This is a genomic window from Gordonia hirsuta DSM 44140 = NBRC 16056 (assembly GCF_000333015.1).
In the GTDB taxonomy this organism is placed as follows: domain Bacteria; phylum Actinomycetota; class Actinomycetes; order Mycobacteriales; family Mycobacteriaceae; genus Gordonia; species Gordonia hirsuta.
In genome coordinates, this window is sequence record NZ_BANT01000026.1 from 1 (window position 1) to 16,594 (window position 16,594).

Annotated in this window: 21 protein-coding genes; 12 read left to right on the forward strand and 9 right to left on the reverse strand. The window is 68.5% G+C overall.

All coding sequences use genetic code 11. From position 1 onward, the window contains the following. Both GOHSU_RS10155 and GOHSU_RS10160 read left to right on the forward strand, forming a co-directional pair. Positions 1 to 1,388 (forward strand): multicopper oxidase domain-containing protein (locus tag GOHSU_RS10155; protein WP_005940789.1); only part of this gene is annotated, 1,388 nt, incomplete at its 5' end. A gap of 150 nt (positions 1,389 to 1,538) precedes the next feature. Next, positions 1,539 to 1,874, forward strand: coding sequence for a hypothetical protein (locus GOHSU_RS10160; protein WP_005940792.1), 336 nt, complete (start codon positions 1,539 to 1,541; stop codon positions 1,872 to 1,874). 78 nt (positions 1,875 to 1,952) lie between these two features. On the opposite strand, the gene rnhA is transcribed toward GOHSU_RS10160, so the two are convergent. After that, a complete protein-coding gene (gene rnhA, locus GOHSU_RS10165; RefSeq protein ID WP_029760081.1) occupies positions 1,953 to 2,399 on the reverse strand; it encodes a ribonuclease HI in 447 nt (148 codons plus the stop codon). Between the two features lie 40 nt (positions 2,400 to 2,439). On the opposite strand from rnhA, the gene GOHSU_RS10170 reads away from it, so the two are divergent. Next, positions 2,440 to 2,982 (forward strand): DUF1697 domain-containing protein, encoded by a 543-nt coding sequence (locus GOHSU_RS10170; protein ID WP_005940798.1) that lies wholly within the window; start codon positions 2,440 to 2,442, stop codon positions 2,980 to 2,982. Between the two features lie 4 nt (positions 2,983 to 2,986). Here the strand turns inward: GOHSU_RS10170 and GOHSU_RS10175 are convergent, their stop codons facing one another. Beyond that, positions 2,987 to 4,195: a CoA transferase gene (locus tag GOHSU_RS10175; protein ID WP_005940800.1), complete on the reverse strand. Its 1,209-nt coding sequence runs from the start codon at positions 4,193 to 4,195 to the stop codon at positions 2,987 to 2,989. A 14-nt stretch (positions 4,196 to 4,209) separates the two neighbouring features. Further along, a complete protein-coding gene (locus GOHSU_RS10180; RefSeq protein ID WP_024332911.1) occupies positions 4,210 to 5,436 on the reverse strand; it encodes an acetyl-CoA C-acetyltransferase in 1,227 nt (408 codons plus the stop codon). Between the two features lie 67 nt (positions 5,437 to 5,503). Here GOHSU_RS10180 and GOHSU_RS10185 point away from each other — a divergent pair, with 67 nt between their 5' ends. The 4 genes from GOHSU_RS10185 to GOHSU_RS10200 are packed head-to-tail and all read left to right on the forward strand — an operon-like array spanning position 5,504 to position 9,579. Beyond that, on the forward strand, positions 5,504 to 6,697 hold the full coding sequence (locus GOHSU_RS10185; protein WP_005940806.1) for an acyl-CoA dehydrogenase family protein: 1,194 nt from the start codon (positions 5,504 to 5,506) through the stop codon (positions 6,695 to 6,697). Between the two features lie 11 nt (positions 6,698 to 6,708). Then, positions 6,709 to 7,953: an acyl-CoA dehydrogenase family protein gene (locus GOHSU_RS10190; protein ID WP_005940809.1), complete on the forward strand. Its 1,245-nt coding sequence runs from the start codon at positions 6,709 to 6,711 to the stop codon at positions 7,951 to 7,953. Beyond that, a complete protein-coding gene (gene fabG, locus GOHSU_RS10195) occupies positions 7,950 to 8,693 on the forward strand; it encodes a 3-oxoacyl-ACP reductase FabG (protein WP_005940812.1) in 744 nt (247 codons plus the stop codon). Before GOHSU_RS10190 ends, fabG begins: the two co-directional genes overlap by 4 nt. After that, entirely contained in the window at positions 8,677 to 9,579 is a 903-nt protein-coding gene (locus tag GOHSU_RS10200) for an HTD2 family dehydratase (protein ID WP_005940814.1), read from the forward strand. Before fabG ends, GOHSU_RS10200 begins: the two co-directional genes overlap by 17 nt. Before the next feature lie 24 nt (positions 9,580 to 9,603). On the opposite strand, the gene GOHSU_RS10205 is transcribed toward GOHSU_RS10200, so the two are convergent. Beyond that, positions 9,604 to 10,761: an acyl-CoA dehydrogenase family protein gene (locus GOHSU_RS10205; protein ID WP_005940816.1), complete on the reverse strand. Its 1,158-nt coding sequence runs from the start codon at positions 10,759 to 10,761 to the stop codon at positions 9,604 to 9,606. Between the two features lie 66 nt (positions 10,762 to 10,827). Then, a complete protein-coding gene (locus GOHSU_RS10210; RefSeq protein ID WP_005940819.1) occupies positions 10,828 to 11,229 on the reverse strand; it encodes a DUF5313 family protein in 402 nt (133 codons plus the stop codon). A 95-nt stretch (positions 11,230 to 11,324) separates the two neighbouring features. Between GOHSU_RS10210 and GOHSU_RS10215 the strand changes: the two genes are divergently transcribed. Together GOHSU_RS10215 and GOHSU_RS10220 are read left to right on the forward strand one after the other, a co-directional pair. Then, complete coding sequence (locus tag GOHSU_RS10215; RefSeq protein ID WP_005940822.1) at positions 11,325 to 11,798, forward strand: MarR family winged helix-turn-helix transcriptional regulator; 474 nt, start codon at positions 11,325 to 11,327, stop codon at positions 11,796 to 11,798. A gap of 37 nt (positions 11,799 to 11,835) precedes the next feature. After that, positions 11,836 to 12,213, forward strand: a complete 378-nt coding sequence (locus tag GOHSU_RS10220; RefSeq protein WP_005940825.1) for a YidH family protein — start codon at positions 11,836 to 11,838, stop codon at positions 12,211 to 12,213. A gap of 184 nt (positions 12,214 to 12,397) precedes the next feature. Here the strand turns inward: GOHSU_RS10220 and GOHSU_RS10225 are convergent, their stop codons facing one another. From GOHSU_RS10225 to GOHSU_RS16895, 3 genes are all read right to left on the reverse strand, one after another. Continuing rightward, a complete protein-coding gene (locus GOHSU_RS10225; RefSeq protein WP_005940828.1) occupies positions 12,398 to 12,907 on the reverse strand; it encodes a hypothetical protein in 510 nt (169 codons plus the stop codon). Further along, positions 12,907 to 13,743 (reverse strand): SDR family NAD(P)-dependent oxidoreductase, encoded by an 837-nt coding sequence (locus tag GOHSU_RS10230; protein ID WP_005940831.1) that lies wholly within the window; start codon positions 13,741 to 13,743, stop codon positions 12,907 to 12,909. Before GOHSU_RS10230 ends, GOHSU_RS10225 begins: the two co-directional genes overlap by 1 nt. A gap of 128 nt (positions 13,744 to 13,871) precedes the next feature. Then, entirely contained in the window at positions 13,872 to 14,366 is a 495-nt protein-coding gene (locus GOHSU_RS16895) for a patatin-like phospholipase family protein (RefSeq protein WP_005940834.1), read from the reverse strand. Between GOHSU_RS16895 and GOHSU_RS17245 the strand changes: the two genes are divergently transcribed. From GOHSU_RS17245 to GOHSU_RS16600, 3 genes are read left to right on the forward strand one after another with little or no spacing between them, the layout of a single operon-like run. Then, on the forward strand, positions 14,359 to 14,490 hold the full coding sequence (locus GOHSU_RS17245) for an IS3 family transposase (protein WP_005940837.1): 132 nt from the start codon (positions 14,359 to 14,361) through the stop codon (positions 14,488 to 14,490). The genes GOHSU_RS16895 and GOHSU_RS17245 overlap by 8 nt on opposite strands. Further along, entirely contained in the window at positions 14,487 to 15,158 is a 672-nt protein-coding gene (locus GOHSU_RS16900; RefSeq protein WP_005940840.1) for an IS3 family transposase, read from the forward strand. The genes GOHSU_RS17245 and GOHSU_RS16900 overlap by 4 nt, the downstream gene beginning before the upstream one ends. Before the next feature lie 26 nt (positions 15,159 to 15,184). Beyond that, positions 15,185 to 15,412: an integrase core domain-containing protein gene (locus GOHSU_RS16600; protein ID WP_005940843.1), complete on the forward strand. Its 228-nt coding sequence runs from the start codon at positions 15,185 to 15,187 to the stop codon at positions 15,410 to 15,412. A 309-nt stretch (positions 15,413 to 15,721) separates the two neighbouring features. On the opposite strand, the gene GOHSU_RS10250 is transcribed toward GOHSU_RS16600, so the two are convergent. After that, positions 15,722 to 16,060: a type I restriction-modification system subunit M N-terminal domain-containing protein gene (locus tag GOHSU_RS10250; protein WP_005940846.1), complete on the reverse strand. Its 339-nt coding sequence runs from the start codon at positions 16,058 to 16,060 to the stop codon at positions 15,722 to 15,724. Between the last annotated feature and the right edge of the window lie 534 nt (positions 16,061 to 16,594).

Genomic DNA, 16,594 nt, shown 5'->3' on the forward strand with positions numbered 1-16,594 from the left:
CCCGGCCCCCGGCCGTGCCGATGGCCGCCGCCGAACCCGGCCGTCCCCAGCGCGGTCTCCAGGCGATCGCCGCTGCCACCGCCCTGGCGCTGGTCGTGGCGGTGGGCACCGCGCTCGGCGGGGACGGCGCCGCCCTCGAGGATGCCTCGGCGGGGGTCACCCCGACCGGCAACACCACTACGGTGCAGGTCGATGCGGTGCACATGCGTTTCGATCCGGGAACCATCACCGTCCCGGCCGGCGACCGCTTGGTCCTGGAGGTGACCAACAAGGACACCATGGTGCACGATCTGGTGCTGGCCACCGGCCAGTCCACCGGGCGGCTGGCGCCCGGAGCCACCGCCACCCTCGACGTCGGTGTGGTGGGCCGGGACATCGACGGCTGGTGCTCCATCGTCGGACACCGCCAGCAGGGCATGGTTCTGGACATCGTCGCCGAGGGCGGCGGCAGCGTCGGCGGATCCGGCGGTTCGGGTGCCGCCGCACCGCCGGTGGATCTGATGGCATTCCCCGACAAGGATTTCCGGGCTCGCGATGCGCGCCTGGCACCGGCCCCGGCGGCCACGACCCACCGGTACACCTTCACGGTCTCCGAGGCGCCCGGCGAGGTCGCCCCGGGTGCCGAGCAGATCGTGTGGACCTTCGTCGGCCCCGAGGGCGCCGACACCGGGGCCGGCAAGGTCGGCGGCCCCACCCTGCGCGGGAAGCTCGGCGACGTGTTCGAGGTGACGCTGCGCAACGACGGCACGATGGCCCATTCAATCGACTTCCACGCCGGCATGGTTTCGCCGGATCCGAATATGCGCGATATCAATCCGGGCGAATCGCTGGTCTACCGGTTCCGCGCCGAACACACCGGAATCTGGCTGTATCACTGCGCGACGATGCCGATGCCGGTACACCTGGCTGCCGGCATGTTCGGTGCGGTCGTCATCGATCCGCCGGACCTGGCACCGGTGGATGCCGAATACCTGTTCACCCAGTCCGAGTGGTACCTGGGCCCCGACGGCGGACCCATCGACGCCGACAAGGTGGCCGCGGCGCTGCCGGACCTGGTGATGTTCAACGGCTACGCCAACCAGTACGTGTACCGTCCGCTGCGCGCCAAGGTCGGCGACCGGGTGCGCATGTGGGTACTCGACGCCGGGCCCAACGAGCCGCTGTCGTTCCACGTGATCGGCACCCAGTTCGACACGGTCTACGCCGAGGGCACCTATCTGCTGCGCCGCGACAACCCTCTGCGCGGCGGCTCGCAGGCGCTGGCACTGGCCGCGGCCCAGGGCGGTTTCGTCGAGATGACCTTCCTCGAACCGGGCACGTACACCTTCCTCAATCACCGGATGTACGACGGGGATCGGGGCGCGATGGGCTACATCGTCGTCGAATAATTCCGGACCGGAATCTCTCTGCCTGGGCTCCTACCTGCACAAAGGCCGGATTCGACGGGTCATCGCTGCGTCGTTCGCCACCGGTCGGTCCTACAGTCTGTCCCGGGTCATCGTGACGCCGGGACAGACCTACCGAGAGGATCGAAGTCGATGAAGAAGAAGTTCGCCGGAGCAGTGGCCGCGTTGTGCACCGCCGGTGCCGTCGCCGGAGCCGTCACCGCAGGATCGGCCGAAGCGGGCCAGAACTACTCGATCAAGCTCACCCGCGCCGAGACCGCCGTCGTGGCCACCCACGGCCTGGGAACCGCGTTCTCCACGATCCCGCGGATCCCGCACCTGATCCTGAATCCCGGCTACGGCCGCAGCATTCAGGAATTCGCCGAATACTCCGCCGGCCGCGGCGGCTGCATCGGTCTGGGCATCACCGTCGACCAGCAGTACACCGTCAACTCGGTGACCGCCTATCCGGCGAGCGCCTGCGCCTGATCCACGCCGCGCTCGGGCGCGCAGCGGGACCGGCATTCGGGAAACCGAATCCGGCAGTCGGCATCCGGCGGGATCTGGTCAGGAGTCGGTGAGCGTACGTGCCGCCGTCGTGGCCAGGGTGTCGGCGATCTCGTTGTAGTGATCACCGTTGTGGCCCTTGACCCACCGCCACTCCACGGTGTGCCGACGCTCCTCCTCGACCAGCTGTTTCCACAGGTCGTCGTTCTTGACGGGCTTCTTCGCCGCGGTCTTCCAGCCGTTGCGCTGCCAGCCGGCCACCCATTTGGTGATGCCGTCGCGCACATACACCGAATCGGTGTAGAGGATCACCGTCGACGGCCGGGTCAGCGCGGCCAGCCCCTCGATCGCGGCCTGTAGTTCCATCCGGTTATTGGTGGTGTCCGGCTGGGCACCCGACAGCTGCTTCTCGGTGCCCTTGTAGCGCAGCACCGCACCCCAGCCGCCCGGTCCTGGATTGCCCAGGCAGGCACCGTCCGTCGAGATCTCGACCACCGCATCGCTCATGGCCACAACGCTACCGGCCTGCCGGTGTCAGACTGAATCGGTGAACGACGAACCCCGGATCCACATGCTCCGGGCCGTGAACGTCGGCGGGGCCCGACTGCCGATGGCAAGGCTGCGGGAGATCGCCGCCGATCTCGGGGCCACTCGGGTGCGCACCTACATCGCCTCGGGCAACCTGCTGTGTCGTCCGCCCGGTCCGGGATTCGACCGCGCCCTCGAGGAGGCGATCGGCGCCGAGTTCGGCTTCTCCCGCGAGGTGATCTCCCGCACCGCCGACGAGCTCGCCCAAGCCCTGTCCGCCTATCCGTTCGGAACACCGCCGGACTTCACCGATACGCCGCACGGCCACATCTGCTTTCTGACCGCGGCGCCCGATCCGGACAACATCGCCGCGTTCACCGGCCGTGACTTCGGTGCGGGCGAACGCCTGGCGGTGATCGGCCGACAACTGCATCTGGACTATCCGTCCGGGGTCGGCACGAGCAAGCTGACCGCGCCGGTGATCGCCACGGGACTGGGGGTGCCGGGGACGGCCCGGAATCTACGGACCGTCACCACACTGATCGCTCTGGCCCGCGACTGACACGTCAGATGATGCCGTCGGCACGCAACCGGGCCAGCTGCGTCGCGTCGAGGCCGAGCACCTCACTCAGCACCTCTTCGGTGTCGGCGCCGAGGTCCCTGGCCGGCACCGCACCCGAATAGTCTCCGTCCAGCCGGATCGGGGAACTCGCACTGATCACTTCGCCGATGCCCGGCTGGTCCAGGCCCGCCAGGACCGGCTCGCTCCCCGGGCGCGCGGCGAAGTCGGCGGCGACCTGGGCCGTGGACCGGTAGGGCCCCCACAGCACCCCGGCCGCGTCCAGAGCCGAGCGCACCTGCGCGCCGGTGCGCTCGGCGAACCAGGGCGCCAGGATCGCCTCGATCTCTCGCCGTTGCCCATAGCGGCCTTCGTCGGTGGTCAGGTCCGCGCCCGTCGAATCCGCCAGGACCGCAAACCGCTCGGCGGTTCCGGTGGCCTCGCCCAGGGCTGCCCACTGCCGAGGCGTCAGGACGACGACCATCACCCGGTCTCCGTCACCGGCGGCGAAATCGACCCCGAAGGCGCCGTACAGGTGGTTGCCGTGCCGCTCCCGCTCGCCGCGTTCGGCGGCCTCGGTGTACCAGCCGAGGTTCGCGACCGCGGCCATGGCCACATCGGCCAGGGCGATCTCGATCCGCGCTCCTTCCCCGGTCCGGTCGCGGCGGCGCAGCGCGGCCAGCACCGCGGTGACCGCCTGCTGGCCGCACAGCAGATCCCAGGCCGGCAGCACATGGTTCACCGGGTCGACGGTGCCGGACGGACCGGTCAGGTTCGCCACACCACTGGCCCCGTTGACGGTGTAGTCCACCGCGGCACCGCCGTCGGCGCGACCGGTCACCTTCACCGAGATCACATCGGGGCGCCGGGCGGCGAGGGCCTCGTGCGAGAGCCATCCCCGGCCGACGGCGTTGTCGACCACAATCCCCGCATCCGGGCCGGGCGCCGTGGCCAGCCCCAGCAGCAGATCACGTCCCGCCTCGGTGCGCAGGTTCAGCGTCACCGATCGCTTGCCGCGGTTGAGGGAATTCCAGTACAGGCTCTCCCCCGTCCGGGCCGAGCGCGGCCAGCGCCGACGGTCGACGTTGCCGCCGAGCGGATCGATCCGGATCACCTCCGCCCCCAGTTGCGCCATCGCCAGACCCGCCGACGGCCCGGCGACGAAGCTGGCGAACTCGATGACCCGCAGCCCGTCCAGCAGTGCGCCGCCGCTCATGCTGCTCACATCGCTCACGCGGCCGGACCGAGACGCTCGAAGATCGCCGCCAGCCCCTGACCGCCGCCGATGCACATCGTCTCCAGCCCGTAGCGGGCATCGCGGCGGTCCAGTTCGCGCAGCAGGGTCGCCAGCATCCGAACACCGGTGGCCCCGACCGGATGGCCCAGCGAGATACCCGAACCGTTCACGTTGAGCCGTGCCAGATCGGCTGCGCCCAGGCCCAGCGCCCGGGTGCAGGCCAGCACCTGCGCGGCGAAGGCCTCGTTGATCTCGAGCAGGTCCAGGTCGGCCAGGTCCAGCCCGGCCCGCTCCAGCGCCAGCCGCGTGGCCGGCACCGGTCCGATCCCCATCCGCGAGGGCTCCACCCCGGCGACCGCCCACGACACCACCCGGGCCAGCGGTCGCAGGCCCAGCTGCGCGGCCTTGTCCCGGGTGGTGACCATGCAGACGGCGGCACCGTCGTTCTGTCCGCTGGCGTTGCCGGCGGTGACCGTGGCCTCCGGATCGACGTGGCGCCGTACCGCTTTCAGGGCGCCGAGCGATTCCAGGGTGGCATCGGCGCGCGGATGCTCGTCGCGGTCGCAGACCGTCGCCGGGCCCCCGCGGCGTCCGGGAACGGTCACCGGCACGATCTCGTCGTCGAACCGGCCCTCGGTGTGTGCGGCGACCGCTCGCCGGTGCGAGGCCAGTGCCAGCTCGTCCTGTTCCAGACGGCTGATCGCGTACTCGGCGCGCAGGTTCTCCGCGGTCTCGAGCATGCCGCCGTCGACCGGATGGAATCTGCCGCCGGCGGTGGCCCGCGCACGATTGAGGCGGTCGTCCAGGCGGCCGTCGGCCCCGCGCAGCCCGAACCGCAGGCCGAGTGCGTAATGCTCCACCTGGCTCATGCTCTCGGCGCCGCCGGCGAGCACCAGATCGCACATGCCGGTCTGCACCCGCATCGCCGCATCGAGCACCGCCTGCAGCCCCGAACCGCACCGGCGGTCCACCTGCATCCCCGGCACGGTGACGTCCAGGCCCGCATCGAGCACCGCGATCCGGCCCAGCGCCGGCGCCTCCCCGTTCGGATAGCACTGCCCGAAGATCGCGTCGTCGATATCGGACCCGCTGATCCCGGTGCGCTCGACCAGCCCGCGCACCACCGTGGCCGCCAGCTCGGCCACTGGCACGTCCGCGAACATCCCGCCGAAGCGGCCCACCGGGGTTCGCAGCGGTTCGCAGATCACGGCCTCACGCATCGGGTTCATGAGCCGAACGTATCGGTTTGCACTCTGGCGCAATAGATTTCGGGGAGGATTGGCGTCCATGGCACGCCTCTGCGAAACCGATGGTCTGACCGATGTCCAGCGCGAGATGCTCGCCACCGTCCGGGCCTTCGTCGACAGCGACATCCTGCCCGTGGCCGGCGAGCTCGAGGCCCGCGACGAATACCCGGTCGCGATCGTGGAGAAAATGAAGGAGCTGGGGATCTTCGGGATCATGATCCCCGAGGAGTACGGCGGCCTCGGCGAGTCGCTGCTCACCTATGCACTCGTCGTCGAGGAGCTCTCCCGCGGCTGGATGAGCGTCTCCGGGGTGATCAACACGCACTTCATCGTCGCCTATCTGGTCGCCCAGCACGGCACCGAGGAACAGCAGCAGCACTATCTGCCGCGGCTGGCGCGCGGGGAGCTGACCGGGGCGTTCTCGATGTCCGAGCCGGCGCTGGGCTCGGATGTCAGCGCGATCACCACCACCGCGGTCCCCGACGGGGACGGCGGCTACCGGATCGACGGCGCCAAGATGTGGCTGACCAACGGCGCCACCTCGAGTCTGGTGGCCGTGCTGGTACGCACCCCGCTGGGCGCCGACGGTCCGCACCGCAACCTGACCACCTTCCTGATCGAGAAGACCCCCGGCTTCGGCGAGGTCGCGCCGGGGCTGACGATCCCCGGGAAGATCGACAAGATGGGTTACAAGGGCATCGACACCACCGAGCTGCTGTTCGACGGTTTCGGGATCGGTGCCGGCCAGATCCTCGGCGGCGAGCCGGGGCGCGGTTTCTATCAGATGATGGACGGCGTCGAGGTGGGCCGGGTGAACGTGGCCGCCCGGGCCGTCGGGATGGCGCACCGGGCCTTCGAGCTGGGGGTGGACTACGCGCAGCAGCGCGAGACCTTCGGCAAACCCATCGCTCAGCACCAGGCGGTGCTGTTCCGGCTGGCCGAGATGGGCACCAAGATCGAGGCCGCCCACCAGCTGGTGCTGCGGGCGGCGCGGCTCAAGGATTCGGGAAGGCGCAACGACCTGGAGGCCGGGATGGCCAAGTACCTGGCCTCGGAGTACTGCCACCAGGTCGTCGAGGACTCCTTCCGCATCCACGGCGGCTACGGCTTCGCCAAGGGCTTCGAAATCGAGCGGCTCTACCGGGAGGCACCGATGCTGCTGATCGGCGAGGGCACCGCCGACATCCAGCGGATGATCATCGGGCGGCGCCTGCTCGACGAGTACGGACGGTAGAGTCCGGATTCATGCCCCAGGCCAATCCCGAGGTCGGTAGCGCAGAGCTCGTCAGCGCAGAAGTCAGCGACGAGGACTTCGCGCACATCAAGGCCGCGGTGCACGAGTTCATCCGTACCCGCGTGGTCCCCCGCGAGCGCGAGATCGCCGACGGTGACGCCGTCCCCGAGGACCTGCGGCAGGCCGCCAAGGACATCGGCCTGTTCGGTTTCGCCATCCCCCAGCAGTGGGGCGGTCTGGGCCTGAACCTGGCGCAGGACGTGGAACTAGCGCTGGAGTTCGGATACACGAGCCTGGCGCTGCGCTCGATGTTCGGCACCAACAACGGCATCGCCGGACAGGTGCTGGTCGGCTTCGGCACACCGGAGCAGAAGCAGCGGTGGCTCGCGCCGATCGCCGCCGGCGAGGTGGTCGCCTCGTTCGCTCTCACCGAACCCGGGGCCGGTTCTGATCCGGCGGGTCTGCGGACCCGGGCCGTCGAGCAGGAGAACGGCGACTGGGTGATCGACGGCAGCAAGTGCTTCATCACCAATGCGCCGCTGGCCGATCTGTTCGTCACCTTCGCCCGGGTCCGTCCCGCCGACGACGACGGCCCCGGGATCGCGGTCTTCCTGGTGCCCGCCGGCACCCCCGGGGTCCGCGTCGCCGATCACGACCGCAAGATGGGCCAGGAGGGTTCGTGGACGGCCGATGTGCACTTCGACAATGTGCGCGTCCCGGCGTCGGCGCTGGTCGGCGGCCAGGTGGACCTGGGCTATCGGGCGGCGATGACCTCCCTCGCCCGCGGCCGGGTGCACATCGCGGCCCTGGCCGTGGGCACCGCGCAGCGCGCCCTGGACGAGTCGGTGCAGTACGCGGCCACCGCAACCCAGGGCGGCGCCCCGATCGGCCGGTTCCAGCTGGTGCAGGCGATGCTCGCCGATATGGCGACCGGCGTGATGGCCGGGCGGGCACTGGTCCGCGACGCGGCTGCCCAGTGGGTCAGCGGCCGGGACCGGCGGATCGCCCCGTCGGTGGCCAAACTGTTCTGTACCGAAATGGTCGGCGAGGTGGCCGATAAAGCGGTGCAGGTGCACGGCGGCAGCGGCTACATGCGCGATGTCCCCGTCGAGCGCATCTACCGCGATGTGCGGCTGCTGCGGCTGTACGAGGGCACCAGCGAGATCCAGCGGCTGATCATCGGCGGCGGACTCGTCCGGCAAGCGGAACGCGACAGCGGTGCCGGCACGGGCACCACGAAGGAGGATCGGTCATGACCGGACGACTCGAGGGGAAGAACGTCGTCGTCACCGGCGGCGCCCAGGGGATCGGGCTGGCGATCGCCCGGCGCTTCGTCGACGAAGGGGCGCGCGTGGTCCTCGGCGATCTGAACACCGAGGCGCTGGCGGCGGCCGTCACTGCCTTGGGCGGAGACGAGGTGGCCGCCGGTGTGACCTGCGATGTGACCTCCGCCGATGACGTCGAACGGCTGATCCAGACCTGCACGACGACCTTCGGTTCGCTCGATGTGATGGTCAACAACGCCGGCATCACCCGCGATGCGACCATGCGCAAGATGACCGAGGAACAGTTCGACCAGGTGATCGCCGTGCACCTGAAGGGCGCCTGGAACGGCACCCGGGCCGCGGCAGCCGTCATGCGGGAACACGGCTCGGGGGCGATCATCAACCTGTCGTCGATCTCCGGCAAGGTCGGCCTCGTCGGACAGACCAATTATTCGGCGGCCAAAGCCGGGATCGTCGGTCTCACCAAGGCTGCGGCCAAGGAGGTCGCGCACCTGGGAGTGCGGATCAACGCGATCGCCCCCGGCCTGATCCGCACCGCCATGACCGAAGCCATGCCCGCGCGGATCTGGGAGTCGAAGATGGCCGAGATCCCGATGGGCCGTGCCGGGGAACCGTCGGAGATCGCCTCGGTCGCGCTGTTCCTGGCCACCGAGGACTCCTCGTACATGACCGGCTGCGTCCTTGAGGTAACCGGTGGCCGGCACATCTGACCTGCCTCCCGGATGGGAGGCGCGCACCGTCACCACCGAGGAATTCGTCAAACCCGGGCACGTCGCCGCGCTGGCCGCCCTGTTCGACGACGGACTGCCGGCCCCGCAGACCGGGGATGTGCTGCCGCCGCTGTGGCACTGGGTGGCCCTGGCGCACTGGCCGCTCTCTGGTGAGATGGGGCCCGACGGGCATCCGCTGCGAAGTACCGCCTCATTCCTGCCGCCGGTGGACCTACCGCGCCGCATGTTCGCCGGCGGCGACGTCGAGTTCCCCGGAACACTGCGCGTGGGCGACACCGTCCGCAAGGTCTCCAGCGTGGAGTCTGTGACCGAGAAACAGGGGCATAGTGGCCGGCTGGTGATCGTGGTGGTCGTTACCCGGTTGTACGCCCCGGACGGCACCCTGGCGGTGGTGGAGAAGCAGAACGTGATCTACCGGGAGGCCGCGGTGTCGACCGAGCAGGTCCCGGCCGCCGAACCGGCCGCCGTCCTGACTCCGGAGGGGCCGCCGATCCGCCGGTACGGCACCGACTCGTGGCGGCTGTGGACCGATCCGACGCTGTTGATGCGGTTCTCGGCGGCCACGGCGAATCCGCACCGCATCCACTACGACTGGCCGTACGCCACCCGCGTCGAGCGCTATCCGGGACTGGTGGTGCACGGTCCGCTGATGACGCTGGCGCTGGCCGAGACCCACCGCCTCAGCGACGATCCCCACCCGATCGCCGAGTTGAGTCACCGCAACTCGGCCCCGCTCTTCTGCGGCACCACCGCCGAACTGCGGCCGACTCCGACCGCCACCGGAAAGACGGTGGCGGTGCTCAGCCGCGGCGGGGTGGGCGCAACCGAGACCATCCACACCCGGCTCGATCTGACGTACGCCTGAACCTGCCGGGCGCGTCCGGCGGCGTCAGATCCGGTTGCGGGCGATCAGCTGAGCGGCGATCACGTTGCGCTGGATCTCGTTGGTGCCCTCTCCGACGATCATCAGCGGCGCATCGCGGAAATAGCGTTCGACGTCGTATTCGCGCGAGTAGCCGTACCCGCCGTGCACCCGCACCGCATCCAGGGCGATGGCCATCGCTGTCTCCGAGGCGAACAGTTTGGCCATCCCGGCCTCCATATCGGCGCGTTCACCGCGGTCCAGCTTGTCGGCGGCGTCGCGGGTGAGCAGCCGTGCGGCCTGCTGTTTGGTGGCCATATCGGCCAGCAGATTGCCCACCGACTGGTGCTGCCAGATCGGTTTGCCGAACGATTCGCGTTCCTGTGCATAGCGCGTGGCCGCATCCAGCGCGGCCTGCCCCACGCCCAGGGCACGAGCGGCGACCTGGATGCGGCCCACCTCCAGACCGCGCATCATCTGTCCCCAGCCGCGGTTCGGCTCGCCGCCGAGCACCGCGTCGGCCGGCACCGGCATGGCCTCGAAGACCAGTTCGCACGCCTCCACCCCGCGGTAGCCGAGCTTGGGCAGTTTCTTGGAGATGGTGAAGCCGGGAGAGTCCGGTCCGCACTCGACCAGCAGCACGCTCATGCCGCGATGCGCCGGCTGCGCGTCACGGTCGGTGATGCACAGCAGCCCGATCAGTCCCGAATGCGCCGCATTGGAGATCCAGGTCTTCGAACCGGTGATCAGATAGCCGTCGCCGGCCGGCCGGGCGACGGTGCGCATGGCCTGCAGATCACTGCCGCCGCTGGGCTCGGTCAGTGCCATGGTCGCGCGCAGGCTGCCGTCAGCCATCTGCGGCAGGTACCGCTCGCGCTGCGCCGTCGTACCGAAGGTCTTGATCAGGTAGGTGATCACCGAGTGCCCGCCGATGGCGCCGGCCAGACTCATCCAACCGCGGGCCAGTTCTTCGCAGACCGCGGCGAAGCAGGCGGTGGACACGTCCACCCCGCCGTATTCGGCCGGAGCCAGCAGTCCGAAGAAGCCCAGCGTCTTCATCTCTTCGATGAACTCTTCGGGATAGATGTCGTCGTGCTCGAACTCACGCACCCGGGGTGCCACGCGTTGGTCGACGAAGTCGCGCACCAGCGCGATCATGTCCTGTTCTTCCTGGGTCAGCGCCACAGTGCTGAGCCTACAAACAACCCGGCAAACGGCAAGAACTGCACGGGTCCGCAGTGGCCGGGGGTGTCAGCTCTCGGCAGCGGCTGCGGCGCGGCGGCCCAGGTAGATCTGCTCGTATTCGTTCTTGAGCCGGTCGGCTTCCTTCTGCTGGCGGTAGGTCAGGGAGTTACTGCCCAGGCCGTGCTTCTGCAGGCGGCGTGCACGGTTCTGGTTCATGTACGCACCGGCGAAGATCGCGGCCAGCAGGACTGCGAGCAACACCATCAGGGCACGGATCCAGATCGGGCCGGGGAAGGCGAAGTACAGGACCAGGTAGAGCGGGACGAAGCTCACCTGCGAACGCAGGAAGTGCCGCGGCGTGGCCATCGGGCCCATCAGGTCGTTCGCCACCCACTCGCGCTTACTGTCCGGGAGCCGAGCACCGTAGATGTACGCGGTCAACTGCAACGGATTGGGCCGGCTGCTCATGGTGAGACTTTCTCTCGGGACTCGATGGTTTCACCAGTGTGGCACACCAATCGTGCTCGATTCAATCGCGTCCTATTTACTAATGTCGCGGTAGAATGCAGGGTATGCAGACCGTCGAACTCGAGGGCAACCCTCTTCTGCTGGAACGGCAGGTGTGTTTCGCACTGGCCGTGGCCAACCGTTCGGTCCTGCGTATCTACCGTCGCCTCCTCGCCCCCCTGGGTCTGACACATCCGCAGTATCTGGTGATGCTGGCACTGTGGGAGGAGGCGCCGCTGACCGTCAAGGATGTCGGCGCGCTGCTGCAACTGGATTCGGCGACCCTGTCCCCGCTGCTCAAGCGACTGGAGGCCAACGGACTGATCGAACGTCGCCGGTCCGACGACGACGAGCGCAGCGTGGAGATCCTGCTGACCGAGGCCGGCGTGAAGTTGCGCGAGGACGCGCTGGTGATCCCCGGCCAGGTCGTCGCGGCGCTCGGGGTGGATCTGGAGGTCCTGATGGAACTGCACGATGTCCTCACCCGCGTCAACGCTGCGGCCCTGGCATCCGAGGCCGACCTGTCATGAGCCCGGTACCGGCTATGCCCGTTCAGGTGCGCCGCCGATGACCGGCTCGCAGCCACCGCTGAACGACGACTCCGGACCCGATGGACCCGATCTGCTGCCCGGTGCGGTCGATGCCCGTTTCACGCTTGCCTCTGAGCGGACCATGCTCGCCTGGCTCCGGCTGGCCCTGGGTCTGATCGCTGCCGGCGTGGCGGTACTGCATCTTCTCGAGCCGTGGGGTGACCCCACCGCCCGCCGGACCCTGGGCATCGCGCTGCTGACGATCGGCGCGTTCACCGCGATCGTGGGGATGCTGCGCTGGCACGAGATCGATCGCGCCCTCAAGCGCGGCGGACCATTGCCTGGTCCATGGCCGATCTGGACGCTCACCGGACTGATCGTGATCGCCGCGATCGGCTTCGCTCTCTGGTCCTGACACCGCAGGCGACCGAAGGCCGGACCGGGCCGGATCGGCACCGGGCACAGCCGTCATGCACAACCGTCACCAGCGGACGCTGGCCGTCACCGAACACCCCGATCGGCGAGGGCTGTGCACACCCGTGAGGGTTGTGCGTGACGGTTGTGCCCACGCAGAATCCCCGTGTGACCTGCACTCCGGTTCAGACCGCCGGCAGAGGGCAACTGCGCGCGTTGCGCAGTCGCACCGCCAGGGCCGCCCACAACAGCACCAGGCCCAGGGCGCCCAGAACCGGCTGCACCGGCGCGAACCAGGTCAGTGCCCCCGAATAACCCAGGGCCAGCAGCGCCAACTTGTTGCAGACCGGACAACCGACGGCGAACCAGGAGACCACCACGCCGACGGCCCCCAGTCGTCCGGCCGTGGCCTCGCGCTCCGGATCGTCATCGGCGGAGGAGCCTTCTCCCGCATCTGCACGCACGTAGGTCGCCGCCAGCAGGCCCGACAGCACAGCGGTGGCGACCAGCACCGGATAGTTCCAGGCCACCGGTGCGACATCTCGGCCGAAGACGTCGTTCGGGATCAGGACGGTGACCAGGCCGATCGTGACTCCGACCAGAGCGGCCACCACCACGGCAACGACCGCCTGACGCCAGGTGGCGTCACGGACCGCGTCGATCACCAGTCGCGGTGACTGCCGCAGGGTGTTCATCAGGAATCCTCGACGTTCCGGTCGCGGTAGACGAAGTTGGCGACCTGTAGATAGGAGACTCGTTCGGCCAGGGCCGGACTGAGCCTGCCCAGTACATCGTAGACGCGGGCATCTTTGCCGACCACCACGCGACGGCGTCCCCGCAGGGTGGCCTCGACCATTCGGCGGGCCGCCTTGGCCGCGGGCATCGCGAACGCCTTGGCGACGGCCTCGGGGGTACCCAGGGTCAGGGCGCTCTCGCGCACCAGGTCGGTCCAGATGGTGCCCGGCAGTACGGTCGTGACCGTGACCTTCGATCGGGCGTTGCGCAGGTCTTGGGCGAGCCCGAAACCGAACTGGGCGACCGCTGCTTTCGAGGCTCCGTACAGGGCCGCGCCGGGCACCGGGACCATCGCCGCCAGACTCGAGGTGATCATCACCACCGCCCCGTCGGGGCGTTGCTCGAGCAGCGGCAGCAACGCCCGGGTCAGTTCGACGGTGCCGTAGAAGTTGACGTCCATGATCGTCCGCATCCGGTCCTGTTCGATCCCGGCGGCGGTCTCGAAGTTCTGCGCGATCCCGGCGATGTTGAACAAACCGTCGACCCGGCCGTGCGCGGCCAGCACCGCGTCGGGCAGTGCCGTCACCGCGGCCGCATCCGCCACATCGAGCTGGTGAGTCGACAGCCGGCCCGCGCCGGCAGCGACGGCCAGCTGCGCCAGCCCCTCGCCGTCCCGGTCGACGGCGGCGACGTGCGCGCCGCGGGCGAGCAGGTCGTCAACCACCTGGCGCCCGATTCCCCGGCCGGCGCCGGTCACGACGTAGACCCGTCCCGCCGCACTCTGCCTTGCCGCCATGCCGCCCCGCTTCTTCCGCACCCTGTTCGAACTCCTCCGCCACCCTATGTGCGCGCAGCCGGTTGCACAGTCTGCGCCTGCTGCCGCCCGGGGGTTCAGCACACGCCGCCGTTTCGGTGCCTGCTGCGTCAGTGGCCACCGGTATGGGTGTGCATGCCGATGTGCGCCGCCGGATCAGCCCGCCGCCCGCCGTCGACGGCCAGAAAGGCCTCCGCGGCGGTCCGCGAACGCAGGATCAGCTCGTCGGCGTGGCCGAAGTCCAATGGACCGACCGCCAGCGGACACGGCGGCGGCAGCACGATCAACTCCACCCGGTCGGTGTACAGCTCGATATCGTGCAGCAAGCGCTGGTGCACCAGCAGCGCCATCGCCTGCATCACCGTCCCCAGGACGCTGCCGGGGGCCGTGGTCAGCGCGCACGGGTAGCCGCACGGCAGGACGTAGAGCTTGGTGGCGCCGGCATGCACTGCCTGCGAAATGGCGGTGTTGTCGGCCAGGCCGCCGTCGACCAGCACCCGCGATTCCCAGTCGATCGGTGGCAGCATCCCCGGTATCGCGCTGCTGGCCAGGATCGCCTCGGCGGCCGGGCCGGAGGTGGGCTTACGGACCGGTGGCGTGGCCACGGTCTCCGATATCGAACGTATCCGGCAACTGGAGAAGGAGAACCGAGAACTCAAGCGCGCCAACGACATCCTCAAGTCGGCATCGGCTTTTTTCGCTGCGGAGCTCGACCGCCCACACCGTTGATCGTCGCCTTCATCGACGACAACAAGCATCGATGGGGAATCGAGCCGATCTGCACTGTGCTCACCGAACACGGCTGCCCGATCGCCCCCTCGACCTACTACGCGGCTCGTCGCCGCGCACCGTCAGCACGCGCTGTGCGCGATGAGGAACTCAAGACCGCGATCCTGGCGTCCTACAACGCCTCGCGGCGGGTATACGGGATCCGCAAGATCCACGCCGACCTGCGGCGCCAAGGCATCGAGGTCGCGCAATGCACTGTGCAGCGACTGTGCCGCGACCTGGGGATTCGTGGCGTGGTGCGCGGCAAGTATCCGCGGACGACGCGGCCGGCGCCCGAGACCGGCCGTCCCGCCGATCTCGTCGAACGCGACTTCACCGCCGACGCCCCGAACCAATTGTGGGTTGCCGACATCACCTACGTGCGCACCAGCACCGGCTGGGTGTACGTCGCGTTCATCCTCGACGTGTACTCCCGGCTGATCGTCGGCTGGCAGTCTTCCACGCGCATGTTCGCCGACCTGGCGATCGACGCGTTGGCGATGGCGCTGTGGCAACGACGCCGCTACAGTCAGGACCTCGCCGGACTGGTCCACCACTCCGACCGGTTGAACTCGCCCAGTACCGAGCCATCCGCTACACCGACGAACTCGACCGAGCCCGCGCGGTGACCTCCGTCGGCTCATACGACAACGCGATGGCCGAAGCACTGAACTCGCTCTACAAACACGAGTTGATCTACCGGCGGCCCTGGACCAGTGCCACCGACGTCGAGTACGCCACCGCCGAATGGGTGTCCTGGTACAACCACCAGCGCCTCCACAGCGCTCTCGGACACGTCCCGCCAGCCGAGTACGAAGCCGCCTATTGGGCCGGCGGAACCACCAGCACCACCGTCCCCGAAACCGTCCTACAGAACAGCTGATCGGTCTCCATCAAACCCGTGACTTGACAACTCCTGAAGAACAGGTCTTCCTAGGCAAGGCGGAGGAGTACGGGTACGCGGTCAAAACGCCATCCGAACGGCAGGAGCTACTGACGTTCGCTGCCAATGCTTGCTCCGAAGCAAAGTCTGGAGGGATCACTGCCGCCGGTGCGCGAGGAGCGACCTGGGCGGAGAAACGAGGCGAGTCTGCGGATAGCGGCAGAGGCCTCGCCGTAGCGGTCCTATCGATTTGCTCGGAGTCGGCCTAGTCGCCAAGTCCAGGTAGACCACCCAGGGTTACGGGCACGCCTAAGTCGAATAAGTCCCGGCGAACGATGCCGCTCCCGCCTTGGCTGGCCGAACGTCTGTTTGCCTACGTGCGTGACGTGCACCCGGACGCCGACGACCGGTCTTGTTGAACCGGTCTCCGATCTCCTTGTCACCCTTCGCAGCGAGCATGTCGTCGAATGAGCCGCCCTCGGGAACCTCGATCAGGCTGTCCGGATCGGTCTTGGCCTTGTCGGAGACGTACTTCACGAACAACAGCGTCAGGATGTAGTCCTTGTACTGGCTCGCATCCATGCCGCCACGCAACTGGTCGCAGCTCGCCCACAACGACGAATACAGATCCGACTTCTTCAACGCCACAGGTTCTCGACCGCTCTCTCAATCCACGGCGCCGGACCGGCCGGTGATTTCTTCGCCAGACCTTTCAACAGCGCACACTTCGCCCACCGACCAGTGGCCGGCATGTGGTCCAAGCATGCCACCGCCCGACGACAATCGAGACTCAACAGGCCGTCGTCAGGGGGACTTGGATCCACCAAGTCCCGCTCATGGCGAATCTGAGCACTCGGACCAATAGAGCGCAGAAACCAAAGAGGTCAGGACGCATTTCTGCAGCCTGACCTCTTGTTGCGATTCATCCTGAACCGCTCACTTGTGGGCGAAGGGGACTTGAACCCTCACGTCCCGCCACGATCGCGCCTCAGGACCAGTTCCACCTTCACCTTGTTGACACTCCGCCAGAATGCCCCGGCCACCGCTGAAAAGCTAGATCGCTGCGGCGCATCCAGGGTTGGAGTTCACACCCCGTACGCTGCCCGATCCGCTGCCGCCCTTCGCCGGGCTGCGAAACGCCAGCGGCAGTGTGCATCTAGTTCCGCCCGTAAACCGGCGCAA

Coding starts and splice junctions, on each gene's coding strand:
- GOHSU_RS10160 (WP_005940792.1), top strand. CDS start 1,539: ATGAAGAAGAAGTTCGCCGGAGCAGTGGCCGCGTTGTGCACCGCCGGT.
- GOHSU_RS16600 (WP_005940843.1), top strand. CDS start 15,185: ATGGCCGAAGCACTGAACTCGCTCTACAAACACGAGTTGATCTACCGG.
- GOHSU_RS10185 (WP_005940806.1), top strand. CDS start 5,504: ATGGCACGCCTCTGCGAAACCGATGGTCTGACCGATGTCCAGCGCGAG.
- GOHSU_RS10175 (WP_005940800.1), bottom strand. CDS start 4,195: ATGAGCGGCGGCGCACTGCTGGACGGGCTGCGGGTCATCGAGTTCGCC.
- GOHSU_RS10220 (WP_005940825.1), top strand. CDS start 11,836: ATGACCGGCTCGCAGCCACCGCTGAACGACGACTCCGGACCCGATGGA.
- GOHSU_RS10225 (WP_005940828.1), bottom strand. CDS start 12,907: ATGAACACCCTGCGGCAGTCACCGCGACTGGTGATCGACGCGGTCCGT.
- GOHSU_RS10215 (WP_005940822.1), top strand. CDS start 11,325: ATGCAGGGTATGCAGACCGTCGAACTCGAGGGCAACCCTCTTCTGCTG.
- GOHSU_RS10230 (WP_005940831.1), bottom strand. CDS start 13,743: ATGGCGGCAAGGCAGAGTGCGGCGGGACGGGTCTACGTCGTGACCGGC.
- GOHSU_RS10190 (WP_005940809.1), top strand. CDS start 6,709: ATGCCCCAGGCCAATCCCGAGGTCGGTAGCGCAGAGCTCGTCAGCGCA.
- rnhA (WP_029760081.1), bottom strand. CDS start 2,399: ATGAGCGATGCGGTGGTCGAGATCTCGACGGACGGTGCCTGCCTGGGC.
- fabG (WP_005940812.1), top strand. CDS start 7,950: ATGACCGGACGACTCGAGGGGAAGAACGTCGTCGTCACCGGCGGCGCC.
- GOHSU_RS10210 (WP_005940819.1), bottom strand. CDS start 11,229: ATGAGCAGCCGGCCCAATCCGTTGCAGTTGACCGCGTACATCTACGGT.
- GOHSU_RS10180 (WP_024332911.1), bottom strand. CDS start 5,436: ATGCGTGAGGCCGTGATCTGCGAACCGCTGCGAACCCCGGTGGGCCGC.